General features: G+C 62.5%; 15 protein-coding genes. 9 read left to right on the top strand and 6 right to left on the bottom strand.

Annotated features, from left to right (window positions below):
• Positions 1–67: 67 nt before the first annotated feature.
• The 3 genes from ACSQ17_RS10255 to ACSQ17_RS10245 all read left to right on the top strand — a co-directional run bounded on the left by ACSQ17_RS10255 (position 68) and on the right by ACSQ17_RS10245 (position 3,125).
• Positions 68–661: a MarC family protein gene (locus ACSQ17_RS10255; protein ID WP_233685645.1), complete on the top strand. Its 594-nt coding sequence runs from the start codon at positions 68–70 to the stop codon at positions 659–661.
• Positions 658–1,434, top strand: a complete 777-nt coding sequence (locus ACSQ17_RS10250) for an N-acetylmuramoyl-L-alanine amidase (RefSeq protein WP_436068511.1) — start codon at positions 658–660, stop codon at positions 1,432–1,434. Before ACSQ17_RS10255 ends, ACSQ17_RS10250 begins: the two co-directional genes overlap by 4 nt.
• 206 nt (positions 1,435–1,640) lie before the next feature.
• The gene (locus tag ACSQ17_RS10245) at positions 1,641–3,125 is read left to right on the top strand and encodes a nucleobase:cation symporter-2 family protein (protein ID WP_436068510.1); all 1,485 of its coding nucleotides are present in this window, start codon (positions 1,641–1,643) and stop codon (positions 3,123–3,125) included.
• On the opposite strand, the gene ACSQ17_RS10240 is transcribed toward ACSQ17_RS10245, so the two are convergent.
• From ACSQ17_RS10240 to algB, 3 genes are all read right to left on the bottom strand, one after another.
• A complete protein-coding gene (locus ACSQ17_RS10240) occupies positions 3,122–3,547 on the bottom strand; it encodes a DUF1330 domain-containing protein (protein WP_436068509.1) in 426 nt (141 codons plus the stop codon). The two genes, ACSQ17_RS10245 and ACSQ17_RS10240, sit on opposite strands and share 4 nt — an antisense overlap.
• Positions 3,548–3,637: 90 nt before the next feature.
• Positions 3,638–5,413 carry a KinB sensor domain-containing domain gene (locus tag ACSQ17_RS10235; RefSeq protein ID WP_436068508.1) on the bottom strand — a complete coding sequence of 592 codons (1,776 nt, stop codon included), beginning with the start codon at positions 5,411–5,413 and terminating at the stop codon, positions 3,638–3,640.
• Positions 5,410–6,762, bottom strand: a complete 1,353-nt coding sequence (gene algB, locus ACSQ17_RS10230) for a sigma-54-dependent response regulator transcription factor AlgB (RefSeq protein ID WP_436068507.1) — start codon at positions 6,760–6,762, stop codon at positions 5,410–5,412. The genes ACSQ17_RS10235 and algB overlap by 4 nt, the downstream gene beginning before the upstream one ends.
• 244 nt (positions 6,763–7,006) lie before the next feature.
• Here algB and ACSQ17_RS10225 point away from each other — a divergent pair, with 244 nt between their 5' ends.
• The 5 genes from ACSQ17_RS10225 to ACSQ17_RS10205 all read left to right on the top strand — a co-directional run bounded on the left by ACSQ17_RS10225 (position 7,007) and on the right by ACSQ17_RS10205 (position 10,532).
• The gene (locus ACSQ17_RS10225; protein ID WP_436068506.1) at positions 7,007–7,843 is read left to right on the top strand and encodes a BON domain-containing protein; all 837 of its coding nucleotides are present in this window, start codon (positions 7,007–7,009) and stop codon (positions 7,841–7,843) included.
• 92 nt (positions 7,844–7,935) lie between these two features.
• Positions 7,936–8,370 (top strand): ferritin-like domain-containing protein, encoded by a 435-nt coding sequence (locus ACSQ17_RS10220; RefSeq protein ID WP_436068505.1) that lies wholly within the window; start codon positions 7,936–7,938, stop codon positions 8,368–8,370.
• Between the two features lie 78 nt (positions 8,371–8,448).
• A complete protein-coding gene (locus ACSQ17_RS10215) occupies positions 8,449–8,613 on the top strand; it encodes a DUF1328 domain-containing protein (RefSeq protein WP_069521449.1) in 165 nt (54 codons plus the stop codon).
• A gap of 10 nt (positions 8,614–8,623) precedes the next feature.
• Positions 8,624–9,082: an inhibitor of vertebrate lysozyme family protein gene (locus tag ACSQ17_RS10210; protein ID WP_436068504.1), complete on the top strand. Its 459-nt coding sequence runs from the start codon at positions 8,624–8,626 to the stop codon at positions 9,080–9,082.
• Between the two features lie 220 nt (positions 9,083–9,302).
• Positions 9,303–10,532: a nucleoside recognition domain-containing protein gene (locus ACSQ17_RS10205; protein WP_436068503.1), complete on the top strand. Its 1,230-nt coding sequence runs from the start codon at positions 9,303–9,305 to the stop codon at positions 10,530–10,532.
• A 173-nt stretch (positions 10,533–10,705) separates the two neighbouring features.
• Here the strand turns inward: ACSQ17_RS10205 and ACSQ17_RS10200 are convergent, their stop codons facing one another.
• Together ACSQ17_RS10200 and ACSQ17_RS10195 are read right to left on the bottom strand one after the other, a co-directional pair.
• Positions 10,706–11,719 (bottom strand): DUF5924 family protein, encoded by a 1,014-nt coding sequence (locus ACSQ17_RS10200; protein ID WP_436068502.1) that lies wholly within the window; start codon positions 11,717–11,719, stop codon positions 10,706–10,708.
• Positions 11,720–11,730: 11 nt separating this feature from the next.
• On the bottom strand, positions 11,731–12,078 hold the full coding sequence (locus ACSQ17_RS10195; protein ID WP_436068501.1) for a VOC family protein: 348 nt from the start codon (positions 12,076–12,078) through the stop codon (positions 11,731–11,733).
• Positions 12,079–12,286: 208 nt separating this feature from the next.
• On the opposite strand from ACSQ17_RS10195, the gene ACSQ17_RS10190 reads away from it, so the two are divergent.
• Positions 12,287–13,237: an SDR family oxidoreductase gene (locus tag ACSQ17_RS10190; RefSeq protein WP_436068500.1), complete on the top strand. Its 951-nt coding sequence runs from the start codon at positions 12,287–12,289 to the stop codon at positions 13,235–13,237.
• Positions 13,238–13,244: 7 nt separating this feature from the next.
• On the opposite strand, the gene ACSQ17_RS10185 is transcribed toward ACSQ17_RS10190, so the two are convergent.
• Positions 13,245–14,270, bottom strand: coding sequence for an AraC family transcriptional regulator ligand-binding domain-containing protein (locus ACSQ17_RS10185; protein ID WP_436068499.1), 1,026 nt, complete (start codon positions 14,268–14,270; stop codon positions 13,245–13,247).
• Positions 14,271–14,343: the final 73 nt, after the last annotated feature.

Below are 14,343 nucleotides of genomic sequence, written 5' to 3'. Positions count from 1 at the left end.
TGCCTGATCAAAGGCGTTTTCTGCTGGCATAAGCACTAAACTCTGCCGATCTGTAGAGGAGTGCTTCATGGAAATCTTCGGCATCGCCGCGTTGATCTTTCTGGTCACCGACCCGTTCGGCAATATCGCCATCTTTATCGCCGCGCTGAAAAATGTGCCGGCCAACCGCCGCCTGTGGGTGGCTGGGCGCGAGCTGTTGTTCGCCCTGGCCCTGTTGCTGCTGTTCCTCACCTTCGGTGACAAAGTGCTCAGCGCCCTGGGCCTGTCGCGTGAGGCCACCGCGATTGCCGGTGGGATCATCCTGTTCGTGATCGCCATGCGTCTGATCTTCCCCAGCCCGCAAGGCGTATTGGGGGATGTGCCGGATGGCGAACCGATGCTGGTGCCGCTGGCCACTCCGGCGGTGGCCGGGCCGTCCGCCCTGGCAGTGCTGATGACTCTGCGCAATACCCACGAAGGACCGCTGTGGGAGCTCTACGCCGCCGTGTTGCTGGCCTGGGCGGCGACCGCCTTTATTCTGTTGCAGGCCTCGTTTCTACAGCGCTTCCTCGGGCCTCGCGGGTTGACCGCAGTGGAGCGATTGATGGGCATGCTGTTGATCATGCTCAGCGTCGACATGCTGCTGGATAACCTGCAAAGCGTGTTGCATATCGCCCCATGAGAACGATCTTACTGAGTGCTCTGTTGCTGCTGCTGGCCGGCTGCGGTCATGGTTTGCGCATTGATGACAGCCATACCGCCAGCGGGCAGAACAGCCGCGTGCAGTACATCGTGCTGCACTATACCTCCGCCGACCTGGCGCGCTCGCTGCAACTGCTGACCGAGACGGAAGTGAGCAGCCACTACCTGATTGGCGAGGCACCGCCGACCATCTACCGCCTGGTCGATGAAAACCGCCGTGCCTGGCATGCCGGCGACAGCCAGTGGCAGGGTCGCACCTGGCTCAATGGCACCACGATTGGTATCGAACTGGTTAACCAGGGCTTTACGGATGGCCCGGACGGGCGTCATTGGCAGCCGTTTGCGCCGGCACAGATCGAAGCGCTGATCGTGCTGCTCAAGGACATCATGCAACGCCATCAGCTGTCGCCCGGCAGCATCCTGGCACACAGCGATATTGCGCCGCAGCGCAAGGTTGATCCCGGCCCGTTGTTCCCCTGGCAGCAACTGGCCGAAGCGGGGCTCGTACCTTGGCCGGATGCCGCCGCCGTGGCGCGCCAGCAGGCGCTGTTCAGTGCCAGCCTGCCCAGTGTGCAGTGGTTTCAAGAGCAATTGATGCGACAGGGCTACGCGGTGCCGCTGCATGGCGAGCTGGATCAGGCCACGCGCAATGTCATCGCGGCCTTTCAGATGAAATACCGCCCGGCACGTTATGACGGCGAACCGGATGCCCAGACGGCGGCGCTGCTGGTGGTACTGGCCGCAACGCGCTAAACCGGGGCTCGCAGCGTTGGTGATAAACGACCGCCGAAACAGCTATGTTTCGGCGGTTTTTTATGTGTGCATGTTCGTTTCTAGACTGTGCATTCGTGAATCGTTCTGTCGATGCTCTTTTGTCTGAAAATGTATACAAAGTTGTAGCCAAGAGGTTTTTGGTTTGTCTACATTAGCCGGACAAGAACAACAGCGAGTAACTCAGCATGACGATTTCACCTGTTACGCCGTCGTCCGCGCAGCGCCCGGAAGACGAAAACCTCGGTATCGGTGCCAACCTCGCCTATGGCCTGCAGCATGTGCTGACCATGTATGGCGGTATCGTCGCGGTGCCCCTGATCGTTGGCCAGGCGGCGGGCTTGTCGCCAGCGGATATCGGCCTGCTGATCGCCGCTTCGCTGTTTGCCGGCGGCCTGGCGACCTTGCTGCAAACCCTCGGCCTGCCGTTCTTCGGCTCGCAGCTGCCGCTGGTTCAGGGTGTGTCCTTTGCCGGTGTGGCGACCATGATTGCGATCATCGGCAGCGATGGTGCTGGCGGTCTACCGGCGGTGTTCGGCGCGGTAATCGCGGCGTCGCTGATCGGTTTGCTGATCACCCCGGTGTTCTCACGCATCACCAAATTCTTCCCGCCGCTGGTCAATGGCATCGTCATCACCATCATCGGTCTGACCCTGATGCCGGTGGCGGCGCGCTGGGCCATGGGCGGCAACAGTGCCGCGGCGGATTTCGGCAGCATGGCCAATATCGGCCTGGCCGCGCTGACACTGGTCACCGTGCTGCTGTTGAGCAAATTGGGCAGTTCGAGCATTTCGCGCCTGTCGATCCTGCTGGCCATGGTCATTGGTACCCTGGTGGCCGTGGCTTTGGGTATGGCGGATTTCTCCAAGGTGACTGAAGGGCCGATGGTGGCGCTGCCCAGCCCGTTCCACTTCGGCATGCCGACCTTCCATGTTGCGGCCATCATCTCGATGCTGATCGTGATCATCGTCACCCTGGTGGAAACCTCGGCGGACATCCTGGCGGTGGGTGACATCATCGAAACCAAGGTCGACTCCAAGCGCCTGGGCAACGGCCTGCGTGCGGACATGATCTCCAGCGTGTTTGCGCCGATCTTCGGCTCCTTCACCCAGAGTGCCTTTGCCCAGAACGTCGGCCTGGTGGCCGTGACCGGGGTGAAGAGCCGTTATGTGGTGGCTTCGGCCGGGCTGATTCTGGTGACCCTCGGCCTGCTGCCGGTGATGGGCCGTCTGGTCGCTGCCGTGCCCACGGCGGTGCTCGGCGGTGCCGGTGTGGTGCTGTTCGGCACCGTGGCGGCCAGCGGTATCCGTACCCTGTCCAAGGTCGATTACCGCAACAACATGAACCTGATCATCGTCGCCACTTCGATTGGTTTCGGCATGATCCCGATTGCTGCGCCAACCTTCTATCACCACTTCCCGGCCTGGTTCGAAACCATTTTCCATTCGGGCATCAGCTCGGCGGCGATCATGGCGATTGTGCTCAACCTGGCCTTCAACCACTTCAAGGCCGGCAACTCGGATCAGCAATCGGTCTTCGTGGCGGGCCACGAGCGCACCCTGCGCTACCAGGATATTGCCGCATTGAATGATGGTGACTACTTCAAGGGCGGCAAGCTGTTCGACGCAGAGGGCAAGGAAGTGCCCTTGATCAAGGACGCAGCCGGGCACTAGCCCGGCTGAGCAGACGCTGGGTGCTCGGTGTTGGCGATCAGCCGTGAGTCCGCCAGGGCGGCTGTGCGGTGTTCGGTCGCCGCACGGTACTCCGGGTCGGCGAGCATGCTGAGAAAGGCGGCCTTGGACGGGTAACGCACCAGCAGCAGTTCATCCCATTGCTCGTCAGCGGGCGCGATCAACACCGCTTGTGCGCGGGCCATGACCTGCACCTCGCCGCCCACGCCACGGACCTTGCGCAGCGCTGTTTGGCTGTAGCGCGCATAGGCTTCACGGCCGCTGCACGGTGCGTGGCTGCTGCCGCTGGCATAGCTGGCCTGGGCTTGAAAACGCAGCAGGTTGAGCATCAGCAGCGGTGTGTCATCCGCCACTTGGGCGGTGAATGCAGCCAGTTGGGCAGGGCTGGGGTTGATGCTGGGCATGGCGGCGCTCCTTGTGAGTGGAGCGTTCAGTGTCGGCATGCAGGGGCCAGCAGGCAATCGCCATAAGCCTGGCTGATGCCCCGGAATGCCTTACACCGGCAATGCCACATAAAACTGCGCGCCCTGACCGGCCCGTGAGTGCACGCCGATCTGCCCGCCATGCAATTGCACGATTTCCTTGCACAGGGCGAGGCCAAGGCCGGCACCGCCCTTCTTGCGGCTGACCTGGACGAAGGGCTCGAAGATGCGGGTTTGCTGGCGATAGGCAATGCCCTCGCCGTTGTCTTCCACACTGAGTACCACCCGATCGTCTTGCTGCCGTGCCTGCAGGCGGATCTGCCCGCCAGGGTGGCTGTGGCGCAGGGCGTTGCCGATCAGGTTGTCGAGCACCCGTTCGATCTGCAACGGATCGATCTGCACGTCCGGCAGCTCGCCGTGCACCTCGCAGGCCAGGCTGATCTGTAATTCGGCCGCCTGGGCACTGAAGCGCTGCTGGGTTTGCAGCAGCAGCGGTTCGAGGGCACAGTTGGACAGTTCCAGGGTTTGCAGGCCGTTCTGGTAGCGGGAGAAGTTCAGCAGGTCGTTGATCAGCCGCAGCAGGCGGTGCATTTCCTCATCCACGGTGCTGAGCAGGTCGGCCTCGCGGGATTCGGCGGGGAACTGCACGCGCTCCTGCAACAGCGAGAACGCCATCAGCATGCCCGTCACCGGCGTGCGCAGCTCATGCGAGGCGCGTAGCACGAACTCGCTGCGTACGCGTTCGAAGGCGCGCTGCTCGGTCACGTCGCGCAGCACCATCACTGCGCACATCAGCCGGCCTTCACTGTGGCTGACGCCCGACAGGCTGTAGGCAAGCAGGCGTTTCTCACCGTCGACCTGCACCTGCACATCCTCCAGCAGCTCATCCGGGCTTTCGCCCTGCAGCACCTTATGCAGCTGCTCGGCCAGGTCGGCGCGTTGCAGCGCCACATCCAGTGTCTGGCCCAACTGTGCATCGCTCCAGCCCAGCTGGCGCTGTGCCACCGGGTTGAAATGCTCGACCCGGCCGGCGCAGTCGAAGATCAGCAGGCCGTCGTCAATGCTGTCGAGCACCGCTTGCAGGCGCTGTTGCTCGGCCTGCAGGGCGGCCACATCGCTGCTCTTGAACTCGCGCAGGGCCTCGGCCATCAGGCCGAAGCGCTGGCTCAGGGCAGACATTTCCGCCACCGGGGTCAGCGGCAGGGTGACCTGAAAATCGCCCTGGCCGATCTGGTCGGCGGCCCGGGCCAATGCCTCGATCGGACGGCCGAAGCGCTGGGCGATGCTATGCGCGGTGACAAAGCCGATCACCAACACGGCCAGGCCGATCAGCCCAAGCAGCCCGGCGATCAGCCAAGCGCGTTCACGTGCGCGTGCTTCTTCCTGCTCCACGGCGCTGACGTAACGCATCTGCACGGCGTTGATCCGGTCGCGCAAGGCCTCAATGGCGCGGCCGAAACTGTCGTTGCTGAGCAGCTCGCGGCGCACGGTCAAGGGCTTGGCCAGCAGGTCATCGAAGTTGCCATAGGCACGCTCGACTTCGGCAATCGCCTGGCGATCACTGTCATCGGTGGCGCTTTGTGCTGCGCGTTGCAGCCAGTCTTTGAACTGCCGATCAGAAGCCTTCAGGGCCTCGCGGTCGAGGTCTTCGGCCAGCAGCAGAATCACTTGTTTGCCCAGCTCCTGGCGCAGGCCGAGGCTGGCATCGATGATCTCCAGGTTGCGGGTCATCGCCTGGCTCTGCACCTGGGTCAGCTGCAGCACACTGAATATGCCCAGCAACAGCCCAACCAGGGCCACAGTGAGCAGTGCGCTGCTGCTGATAAACAGCCGGCTGCGCAGGTTCACAGGCTGAGCTGCTTGCGTTTGCGGTACAGGGTTGAGGCGTCGATGCCGAGGGTTTTTGCTGCCTGATCAAGGCTTTCACTGTTGGCCATGACCGCGCTGATATGGGCTTTTTCCAGGGCCTCCAGGCTCAGCTGATCGCCGATCTGCGGCGCACTGGGGCTGGCTTGCGGGCTCAGGCCGAGGTGGCTGACCTGCACCAGTTCCTCGCTGCAGATGATGCTGGCGCGCTCAATCACGTTGCGCAGCTCGCGGATATTGCCCGGCCAGGCGTAGGTCAGCAGGGCCTCGCGCGCTTCCTCGCTGAAGTTACGGGCGGGGCGTGCGTACTCGACGACAAAGCGCGCGAGAAAGCGCTCGGCCAGGTCGAGGATATCCTCGCGGCGCTCGCGCAGCGGTGGCAGGGTCAGGGTGATGACGTTCAGGCGATACAGCAGGTCTTCGCGAAAGCGCCCCTGTCGGACCATGTCATCGAGGTTGAGGTTGGTCGCTGCAAGAATCCGCACATCGGCCTGACGGGTCACGGGGTCGCCGATGCGTTCGTATTGTTTGTCCTGAATAAAGCGCAACAGCTTGGGCTGCAGGGCCAGCGGGAAGTCGCCGATTTCGTCGAGGAACAGGCTGCCGCCATCGGCCTGATTGACCCGCCCCAGGGTGCTTTCGCTGGCGCCGGTAAAGGCGCCGCGGTTATGCCCGAACAGCTCGCTTTCCATCAACTCGGCGCTCAGCGAGGGGCAGTTGATGGTGATGCAGGATTTCTTCGCGCGTTTGCTCCAGCGGTGAATGGCTTGCGCCAGCTCACCCTTGCCGGTGCCGGACTCGCCGAGAATCAGAATGTTGGCGTCGGTGTCGGCCACCTGCTTGGCTGTTTGCAGCACCGCCATCAGAGCCGGGCTCTGTGAGTCGAGACCATCGCCGGGCTTGCGAACATAGCCTTCCAGGCGCTCCAGGCGTTCGGCCAGCTGGCGCGCTTCCAGCTGTTTGGCGGCGGCCAGGCGCAGCTGCTCGGGGCTGCACGGCTTGACCAGATAGTCCGCCGCACCGGCCTGGATGGCATCCACGGCAGTGTCGACTGCCGAGTGCGCGGTGACGATCACCACGCGCATCCAGGGCGCCTGCAGGCGCATTTGCGCCAGTACTTCCAGGCCGTCATCCGCACCCAGGCGCAGGTCGAGAAAGCACAGATCGAACACCTGACGCAGCAACAGTGCATCAGCCTGGGCCGCGCTGTTGGCCGTACTGACCTGATAACCCTGGTCTTCCAGGCAGTAGCGAAAGGTGCGCAGGATCGCCGGCTCGTCATCGATCAGCAGGATGCGTCCCAGGCTGTGTTCCTCGGTGCGTGTGTGCATGTTCTTCTCCTTGAGCCATTCAGCGGTAGCCGTGCTGAGGGTTAGTCCACGATGCGTCGTGCAAGTTGCACGGCGGTTCAAGGCGGATCATGCAAGCTGCATGTTCAAGGCGTTTCTGTTTATTTGTTAAGTTATTGATATATATGAATTTAATATGATTTAAAAAGCTGGCATGGCACTTGCGATCTATCAGTAACGGCGGCGACAAACGGCTGCCTGATCGTTATCCATTGGAGGAACTGCCATGCATCAATTGAAAACTCTGGCCCTGGCCACTGCGACCGCCGGCCTGATCGGCCTGGCCCCTTTCGCGGCCTATGCAGCGCAAAGTGATACCAGCCGTGAGCTGATCGAGGCACGCCAGGAAGGCTCGATCTGGACCGCCTTTGCCCTTAACCGCCATCTCAACCCCTTCACTATCGATGTGGATGTGGAGAACGGCAGCGCCAAGCTCACCGGCAAGGTGGAAACCGATGTTGAGCGCGACCTGGCCGAGCAGATTGCACTGGGTATCGAAGGGGTGAAGAAGGTCGACAACCAGCTGACCCTCGACCCGGCCTTCGAAGCCAAGGCCAGCAGTGAGCCAAGCCTGTCGCAGCGCTTTGACGATGCCACCTTGGCCGCCACGGTGAAATCCAAGCTGCTGTGGAACAGCAACACCGAAGGCCTGGATATCAAGGTTAGCGCCGCCAATGGCACGGTCAGCCTGACCGGTAGCGCGCAGAGCGCCGAGGCCAAGGAACTGGCTGGGCGTCTGGCTGCCAACACCGACGGCGTGCGTGAGGTTAACAACCTGCTCAGCGTCAGCTCCACCAACAGCACCGCGGCCAAGGTACAGAACGCCGCCGATGACACCGCTGCGGCGATCAGCGATGCGTGGATCACCAGCAAGGTGAAATCCAGCTTTATCTACAGCCGCAACCTCGACGGTCTGAATATCTCGGTCGATACCCGCAACGGCATGGTCAGCCTCAGCGGCAGCGTGCTGAGCAACGCCGAGAAGCAGTTGGCGATTGAAACCGCCCGCAATATCCGTGGCGTGCGCGGCGTTGATGCCGATGCCCTGCGCGTCGCCAGCTAGAGCCATCCGGGCCGTGACCCTAATGGTTGTGGCCTGTTGTCTGAGGCAGCCCTATCACCTGGGCCGCCACTACAACTCACAGGAGATCCATCATGACGAACACCACTGAGCAACTCAACGAACTGATCGAAATCACCCGTGACGGCCAGCGCTTCTACCAGCACGCCCACGATGAAGTGAAGGATGTGCGCCTGCAGGTGCTGTTCCGCGACATGTCACAGAGCAAAAGCGAGCTGATTCGCGCCTTGTCGGTGAAAGTGGCCGCCAACCAGGACAAACCCGCCAGCGGCGGCACCTTCGTCGGCAAGTTGCGTCAGGTTTACGCCGACACCAAGGCGACTCTGGTCAGTGACACCGAAGCCACCTACGTGGCGCAGCTGGAAGAGGCCGAAGACCGCATCCTGCATGCCTTCGAGGATGCCCTGGAAAGCGCCGAGCCCGATGTACAGGCTCTACTGACCGCAGAAATGCCGAAAGTACGCGCCAACCATGACCGCATGCGGACCCTGAAACAGTCCATGCAGTAAGCCCGGTCCGGTGTGGTTTGCGCCACACCGGGTCTTACCGCGCCGCCGCGCACACCTGAGTAAATAAGGAGTATCGCCATGCTGAGTTGGGCCATTACCTTTCTGATTATCGCCATCATCGCTGCTGTTCTGGGCTTCGGTGGTATCGCCGGCACCGCCACGGGTATCGCGAAAATTCTCTTCGTGGTGTTCCTGGTGATGTTTGTCGTCTCGTTCATCATGGGCCGTCGCCCACGTGGATAGAGGAGCTGCCATGACCATCAAGACGCTGCTTGCAGCCCTGTTACTGGGCGGCAGTGCGGCGGCTTTGGCCGCGAACACCGACGGCCAATTCCGCCTCAACGAACTGCTCACCAGTGACCCGGCCTATCAACAAAGCTGGCAGCAACTGGTGCAAGAGGAAAGCCGTTTGCCGGAGTGGGTGATCAACCTCAATGGTGTCGCCCCGCCCATGCAGGCACTGGACGACGACGGCGACAAGTACCTGGTCGGCCAGCTGTGTGAAGCGCACAACTGCTTCAATCAGCGCCTCTACGTGGCCTTCAGCTGGGACAAGGACGACGCCTACGCCCTCTATGTGCAACTGCCCGACGGCCTGCCGACGGACAGGGCACCCAGCCAGCACGCCACCCTGCGCTGGCTTGGCGAACCGGACGAAGCCACCCGGCAACTGCTCGAAGAGCAGCTGAAAAGCGACCCCAACTGGTATTAGTGCCGGGCACGGAATGCTCTGTTGTGGGAGGGGCTTTAGCCGCGACGCTTGGCGCCGCCAAGCTCAATCGCGGCTAAAGCCCCTCCTACACCAACTGGCAATGCTCGGACCTATCACCAACTGCTCCCACGCTCTGCGTGGCAACGACGAACAGACTCTCTCCACCACCTTTGGATAAGCCGCGCTATCATCCCGCCCATTGATCCGGGGGAGAGACGGCATGCTCAATTGGCTGTGGCTGGGGTTTTTCGTGGTGGCGGCAGTTGCCGGTCTGTCGCGTTGGCTGATCGGTGACGACCCGGCGGTGTTCGCCGCCATGGTTGAAAGCCTGTTTGCCATGGCCAAATTGTCGGTCGAGGTCATGGTACTGCTGTTCGGCACGCTGACCCTCTGGCTCGGCTTACTGCGCATCGCCGAGAAAGCCGGCCTGGTCGATGCACTGGCGCGGATGCTCGGCCCGCTGTTTGCGCGGCTGATGCCGGAAGTACCGCGCGGCCACCCGGCCCTCGGCCTGATCACCATGAACTTCGCCGCCAACGGCCTGGGTCTGGACAACGCCGCCACGCCGATTGGCCTCAAAGCCATGCGCGCGCTGCAAACCCTCAACCCCAGCAGCACCACGGCGAGTAACGCGCAGATCCTGTTTCTGGTGCTTAACGCCTCCTCGTTGACCCTGCTGCCGGTGAGCATCTTTATGTACCGCGCCCAGCAGGGTGCGCCGGACCCGACCCTGGTGTTCCTGCCGATCCTGCTGGCCACCAGCGCCTCGACCCTGGTCGGTTTGCTGTCGGTGGCGCTGATGCAGCGCCTGCGTCTGTGGGACCCAGTAGTGCTGGCTTACCTGATCCCCGGCGCGCTGCTGCTCGGCAGCTTTATGGCCCTGTTGGCGACCATGTCCGCTACGGCGCTGGCGGCGCTGTCATCGCTGACCGGCAACCTCACGTTGTTCGGTATCGTCCTGCTGTTTCTGCTGCTCGGCGCGCTGAAAAAGGTGGCGGTGTACGAAGAGTTCGTCGAAGGCGCGAAAGAAGGCTTCGACGTGGCCAAAAGCCTGCTGCCCTATCTGGTGGCGATGCTTTGCGCGATTGGCGTGCTGCGCGCCTCCGGTGCGCTGGAGTTCGGCCTGGATGGCATTCGCTGGTTGGTCGAGGTGCTCGGCTGGGATACGCGTTTTGTCGAGGCGCTGCCCACCGCATTGGTCAAGCCGTTCTCCGGCAGCGCCGCGCGCGCCATGCTGATCGAAACCATGCAGACCCATGGCGTCGACAGCTTCCCGGCGTTGGCGGCGGCAACCATCCAGGGCAGTACGGAAACCACCTTCTATGTGCTGGCGGTGTACTTCGGCGCAGTCGGTATCCAGCGTGTGCGGCATGCCGTGGGCTGCGCGCTGCTGGCCGAATTGGCTGGGGTGGTGGCGGCGATCTTCGTCTGCTACTGGTTCTTCGGGTAGGCGTTCGGCAACGATCTGCTGTGCGTCGGCCCTGTACCGGTAATGACGCGTTTAGCTCCCCTCTCCCACGTGTGGGAGAGGGGCTGGGGGAGAGGGTGAGTCAACCCAAGCCCTCTCCCTACCCCTCTCCCGTAAACGGGAGAGGCAATAAAAAGCACTCGGCGTGAATGCCGTTACTCCACCACCTTAAAGCGCAGCACCCCGATCATCTGCCCTGCTTCAGTCAGTACCTGCACCTGCCAGCGGCCGACGGCGTCGGCGGGGAAGTTCTGCTTGTGGGTCCAGGCGCGATAGCCTTCCTTGCGCCCGCCGTGGATATCCAGGGCGATGCGTTCGACTTCGCCGCCATCGCGGCGCCAGACGTGATAAATCCGCTCGTTCAGCCCGCGCGGTGCGTTGATCGCGGTGTAGGCGAACAGGCCCTGGCTGCGCAGTTGCGCCACGCTCAATTCCTTGATGCTCTCGCCCGGCGCGCGCTTCTGGTTATCGAATTCACTGGTCACCGCCACCTCGGTCAACCACAACGTCGCCGGTGGCACCCAGGTGCGCGCCAGCCAGCCGCCGGCACCTATCGCTAAAGTCATACCGACCAGCAACAGGCCGCGCCACCAGCGCTGCACGGTGATGATCGCGAACAGCGAGGGAAACGACAGCAGCACCGCTGCCGCCAGAGCCAGCTGGTAACTCTGCGGCGTGGTCAGCTTGAAGATGATCGGCAGCGCCGTGAGCAGCACCGCGAACAGCGCCAGGGTGTGATAGGCGAGAAACAGCCAGCGCTTGGGTGCCAGCCACTTGTAGTACAGCGGGTCAATGATCGAAATCAGCGCCGCGCAAGCCAGCAGACCGCTAAACAGCAGTTGGCCACTGTTCCAGGTGGTGGTGATAAAGAAGAACGGCAGAACAAAGAACAGGCTCTCCTGGTGGATCATTTGCGTGGCATAGCGCAGCAGCGGCGGTGGCAGCTCGAAGCCGAACCACTGGGCGATGCGTTCGCGCAGGATGTTTTCCAGAATCAGCCACAACCAGCTGACCAGCATCACCAGCGCCAACACCCGCGCCAGCTCGGCCTGACGCTCGACCAGCAGAAAGCTCGCCAGGCCCGAGGCAAAACCGAAGATCGCCACCATTCCCGGATTGCGTTGAATCAGGGCGATCAGTTTGAACACCTGTTGTTTCACAGCTTGCATGGGACGCTCGCTTACTCCGACCACACGGCCAGACGATTGCCGCTTGGATCGCGAAACTCGAAGCGTCGCCCGCCGGGAAAACTGAAGATCGCCTGGGTGATCTGCCCGCCGGCAGCGGTCACCTGGGTGCACACGGCCTCCAGATCCGAGGCGTAGATCACCACCAGCGGCCCGCTACCCGCTGCGCTGTCAGTGGTAAAGCCGCCCGTCATGCGCCCATCGGTAAAGCTGCTGTAGTGCGGGCCATAGTCGGTAAAGCGCCAGCCGAAAACCTGTTCATAGAACTGCTTGAGCAGCGGCAGGTCGACGGCGGCGAACTCGATGTAGTCGATACGCAGGTTCTGTTCGGCTTGGCTCATGGCGGCATACCTGGGCAATGGCGGGGCGCAGAGCATAACGCGCCCAGCCGGCCAGGGCACACGCATCTGTTGTCGCCTTTGGCCATGCTGTTTGGCCAGCCTTGCCACTGTCGCCCCATAGCCCACCGGATAGCCTGCAATGGGTAAACACATTCGCTGAAAACGCAGCGCCCGTGCCATGTGGCCGCGCTGCGTTATGGAGAGCTACATGCGCGTCTTGATCACAGGTGCAGCCGGTTATATCGGCCAGCAGCTGCTTAACCAACTGGCCATTCAACACCCGCAGTGGCAGTTGATTGCCGCCGATATTCGCCCGCAGAACCGCGCGGGGATGAAGCTGAATATCGAACCGGTGCTGCTCGATATCAGCCAGCCGGCTGCCGTGGAAGATTGCGTTGTCACCTGGCAGCCCAGTGCGATTATTCACCTGGCCTCTGTCGTCACACCGCCGCCAGGCATGAGCGAAGAACAGCTGCATGCCATCGATGTCGGCGGCACCCAATCGTTGATCCAGGCGGCTGCGGCCCATGGCGTCGAACAGTTGATCGTTACCAGCTCCGGCGCTGCCTATGGCTATGACCCGCAGAATGCCGACTGGCTGGATGAAGACCAGCCGCTGCGCGGCCATGCGCAGTTCGCCTACGCCAAACACAAGCGTGAAGTGGAGCTGCTGCTGGCCGAAGCACGGGTGCAGTATCCGCACCTCAAGCAGTTGGTGCTGCGCCCCGGCACCATCCTCGGCAAACAGGTGAACAACCAGATCACCGAGCTGTTCAAGAAACGTGCGGTGCTGGGTATTCGCGGCAGCGACAGCCGCTTCGTATTTATCTGGGATCAGGATGTGGTGGATATCATCTGCCGCGGCCTGCGCCAGCAAAGCGCCGGCATCTTCAACCTGGCCGGTGATGGCGCGCTGTCACTCAAGGAAATCGCCGAATTGCTGGGCAAACCCTACCGCGCGCTGCCGGCCTGGCTGATCCGCGCCGCGTTGCGCGTACTCAAACCCCTGGGCCTCAGCCCCTATGGCCCCGAACAGGTAGATTTTCTGCGCTATCGCCCGGTGCTGAGCAACCGCCGGCTCAAGCAGGACTTCGGCTTTAGCCCACGCTACAGCTCACGCGAGGCGTTTCTGGCGTTTTTGCGGGCGCAGGGGATTTAGCCTGCTATCACTGCGCCTTCTGCTGTGCGCGGTATTCACCCGGCGTTAACCCGGTCCACTGGCGAAACGCGCGGAAGAACACGCTGGGTTCCGAGTAACCGAGCAGCAGAGCGATTTCGGCAGCGGGCAGGTCGCCATTTTTCAGGTGTTGTTCGGCCAGTTGCTGGCGCGTGTCACTGAGCAGCTGCTGGTAGTTGCAGCCTTCCTCGGCCAGGCGCCGTTGCAGGGTGCGCTCACTGAGGTGCAGACGCCGCGCCAGTTCGCCGCGATCCGGCTCGCCGCGCGCCAATTGCTCGCCCAGCAGGGCCACCACCCGCGCACTCAGGCCTTCGCTGGGCAGGCGTGCGAGCAGGGCTTCGGCATGCTGGCGCAGCAGGTTCTGTAACGGTGGATTGGCCTGGATCAGCGGCGCACTGGCCATCGAGCTGGGCAGTACGATGCCGTAATCGCTGGCGGAAAACTGCAGGGGGCAGGCGAAGGTGTGGATGTAGCTGTCGAGTAGTGCGGGCTGCTCATGGACGAACTGCGCACGCAGCAGCCGCCAGTTGTCCAGCAGCGGATGGAGCATCTGCACCCAGCAGGCCATCAGCGCCAGCACGCGGGTACGGGTGGCGGGTAACTCGGGGTGCAGGGGGTGATACAGCAGCTGCAACTCGTCGCCCTGCTCACGCAGTTGCACCTCGCCGCCTTCACCCACCAGACGTTGATAGCGCAGCCCTGCGGCCAGCGCATCGCCCAGGGTCGGGCTACTCTGCAACAGGTAACCGAGCACGCTGAACGGGCCGGGAGCAAGGTTGCAGCCCAGGGCCAGGCCAGGCTCGCTATGCTCGATGCGGCTGAGGTGTTGCCACAGTTGTTCTTGCGTGGCGAAGGGCACGCGCGCGTCGGGGTCGCTGAGCTGGCTGTCGCTCAGCCCGCAGGTGCTCATCAGTTGAGTGCGATCAATACCCAGACGGCTCGCAGCATGCAGCACGGCGAGGGTGATGCTGGCGCTGACCGAGGTGTGTTGTGAATCAAGTGTGTGTTTAGCCATGGCCTGATTCTGCCCAAAGCCGTGCCCCGGCGGTAGCGTTAAGACGTCTAGGGGCTCTGCGGCTGTCGATGGT

Origin of the sequence: Pseudomonas sp. LjRoot71, from assembly GCF_964253255.1 — a bacterium.
Classification (GTDB): domain Bacteria; phylum Pseudomonadota; class Gammaproteobacteria; order Pseudomonadales; family Pseudomonadaceae; genus Aquipseudomonas.
This window is presented reverse-complemented; position numbering and strand designations above follow the sequence as displayed.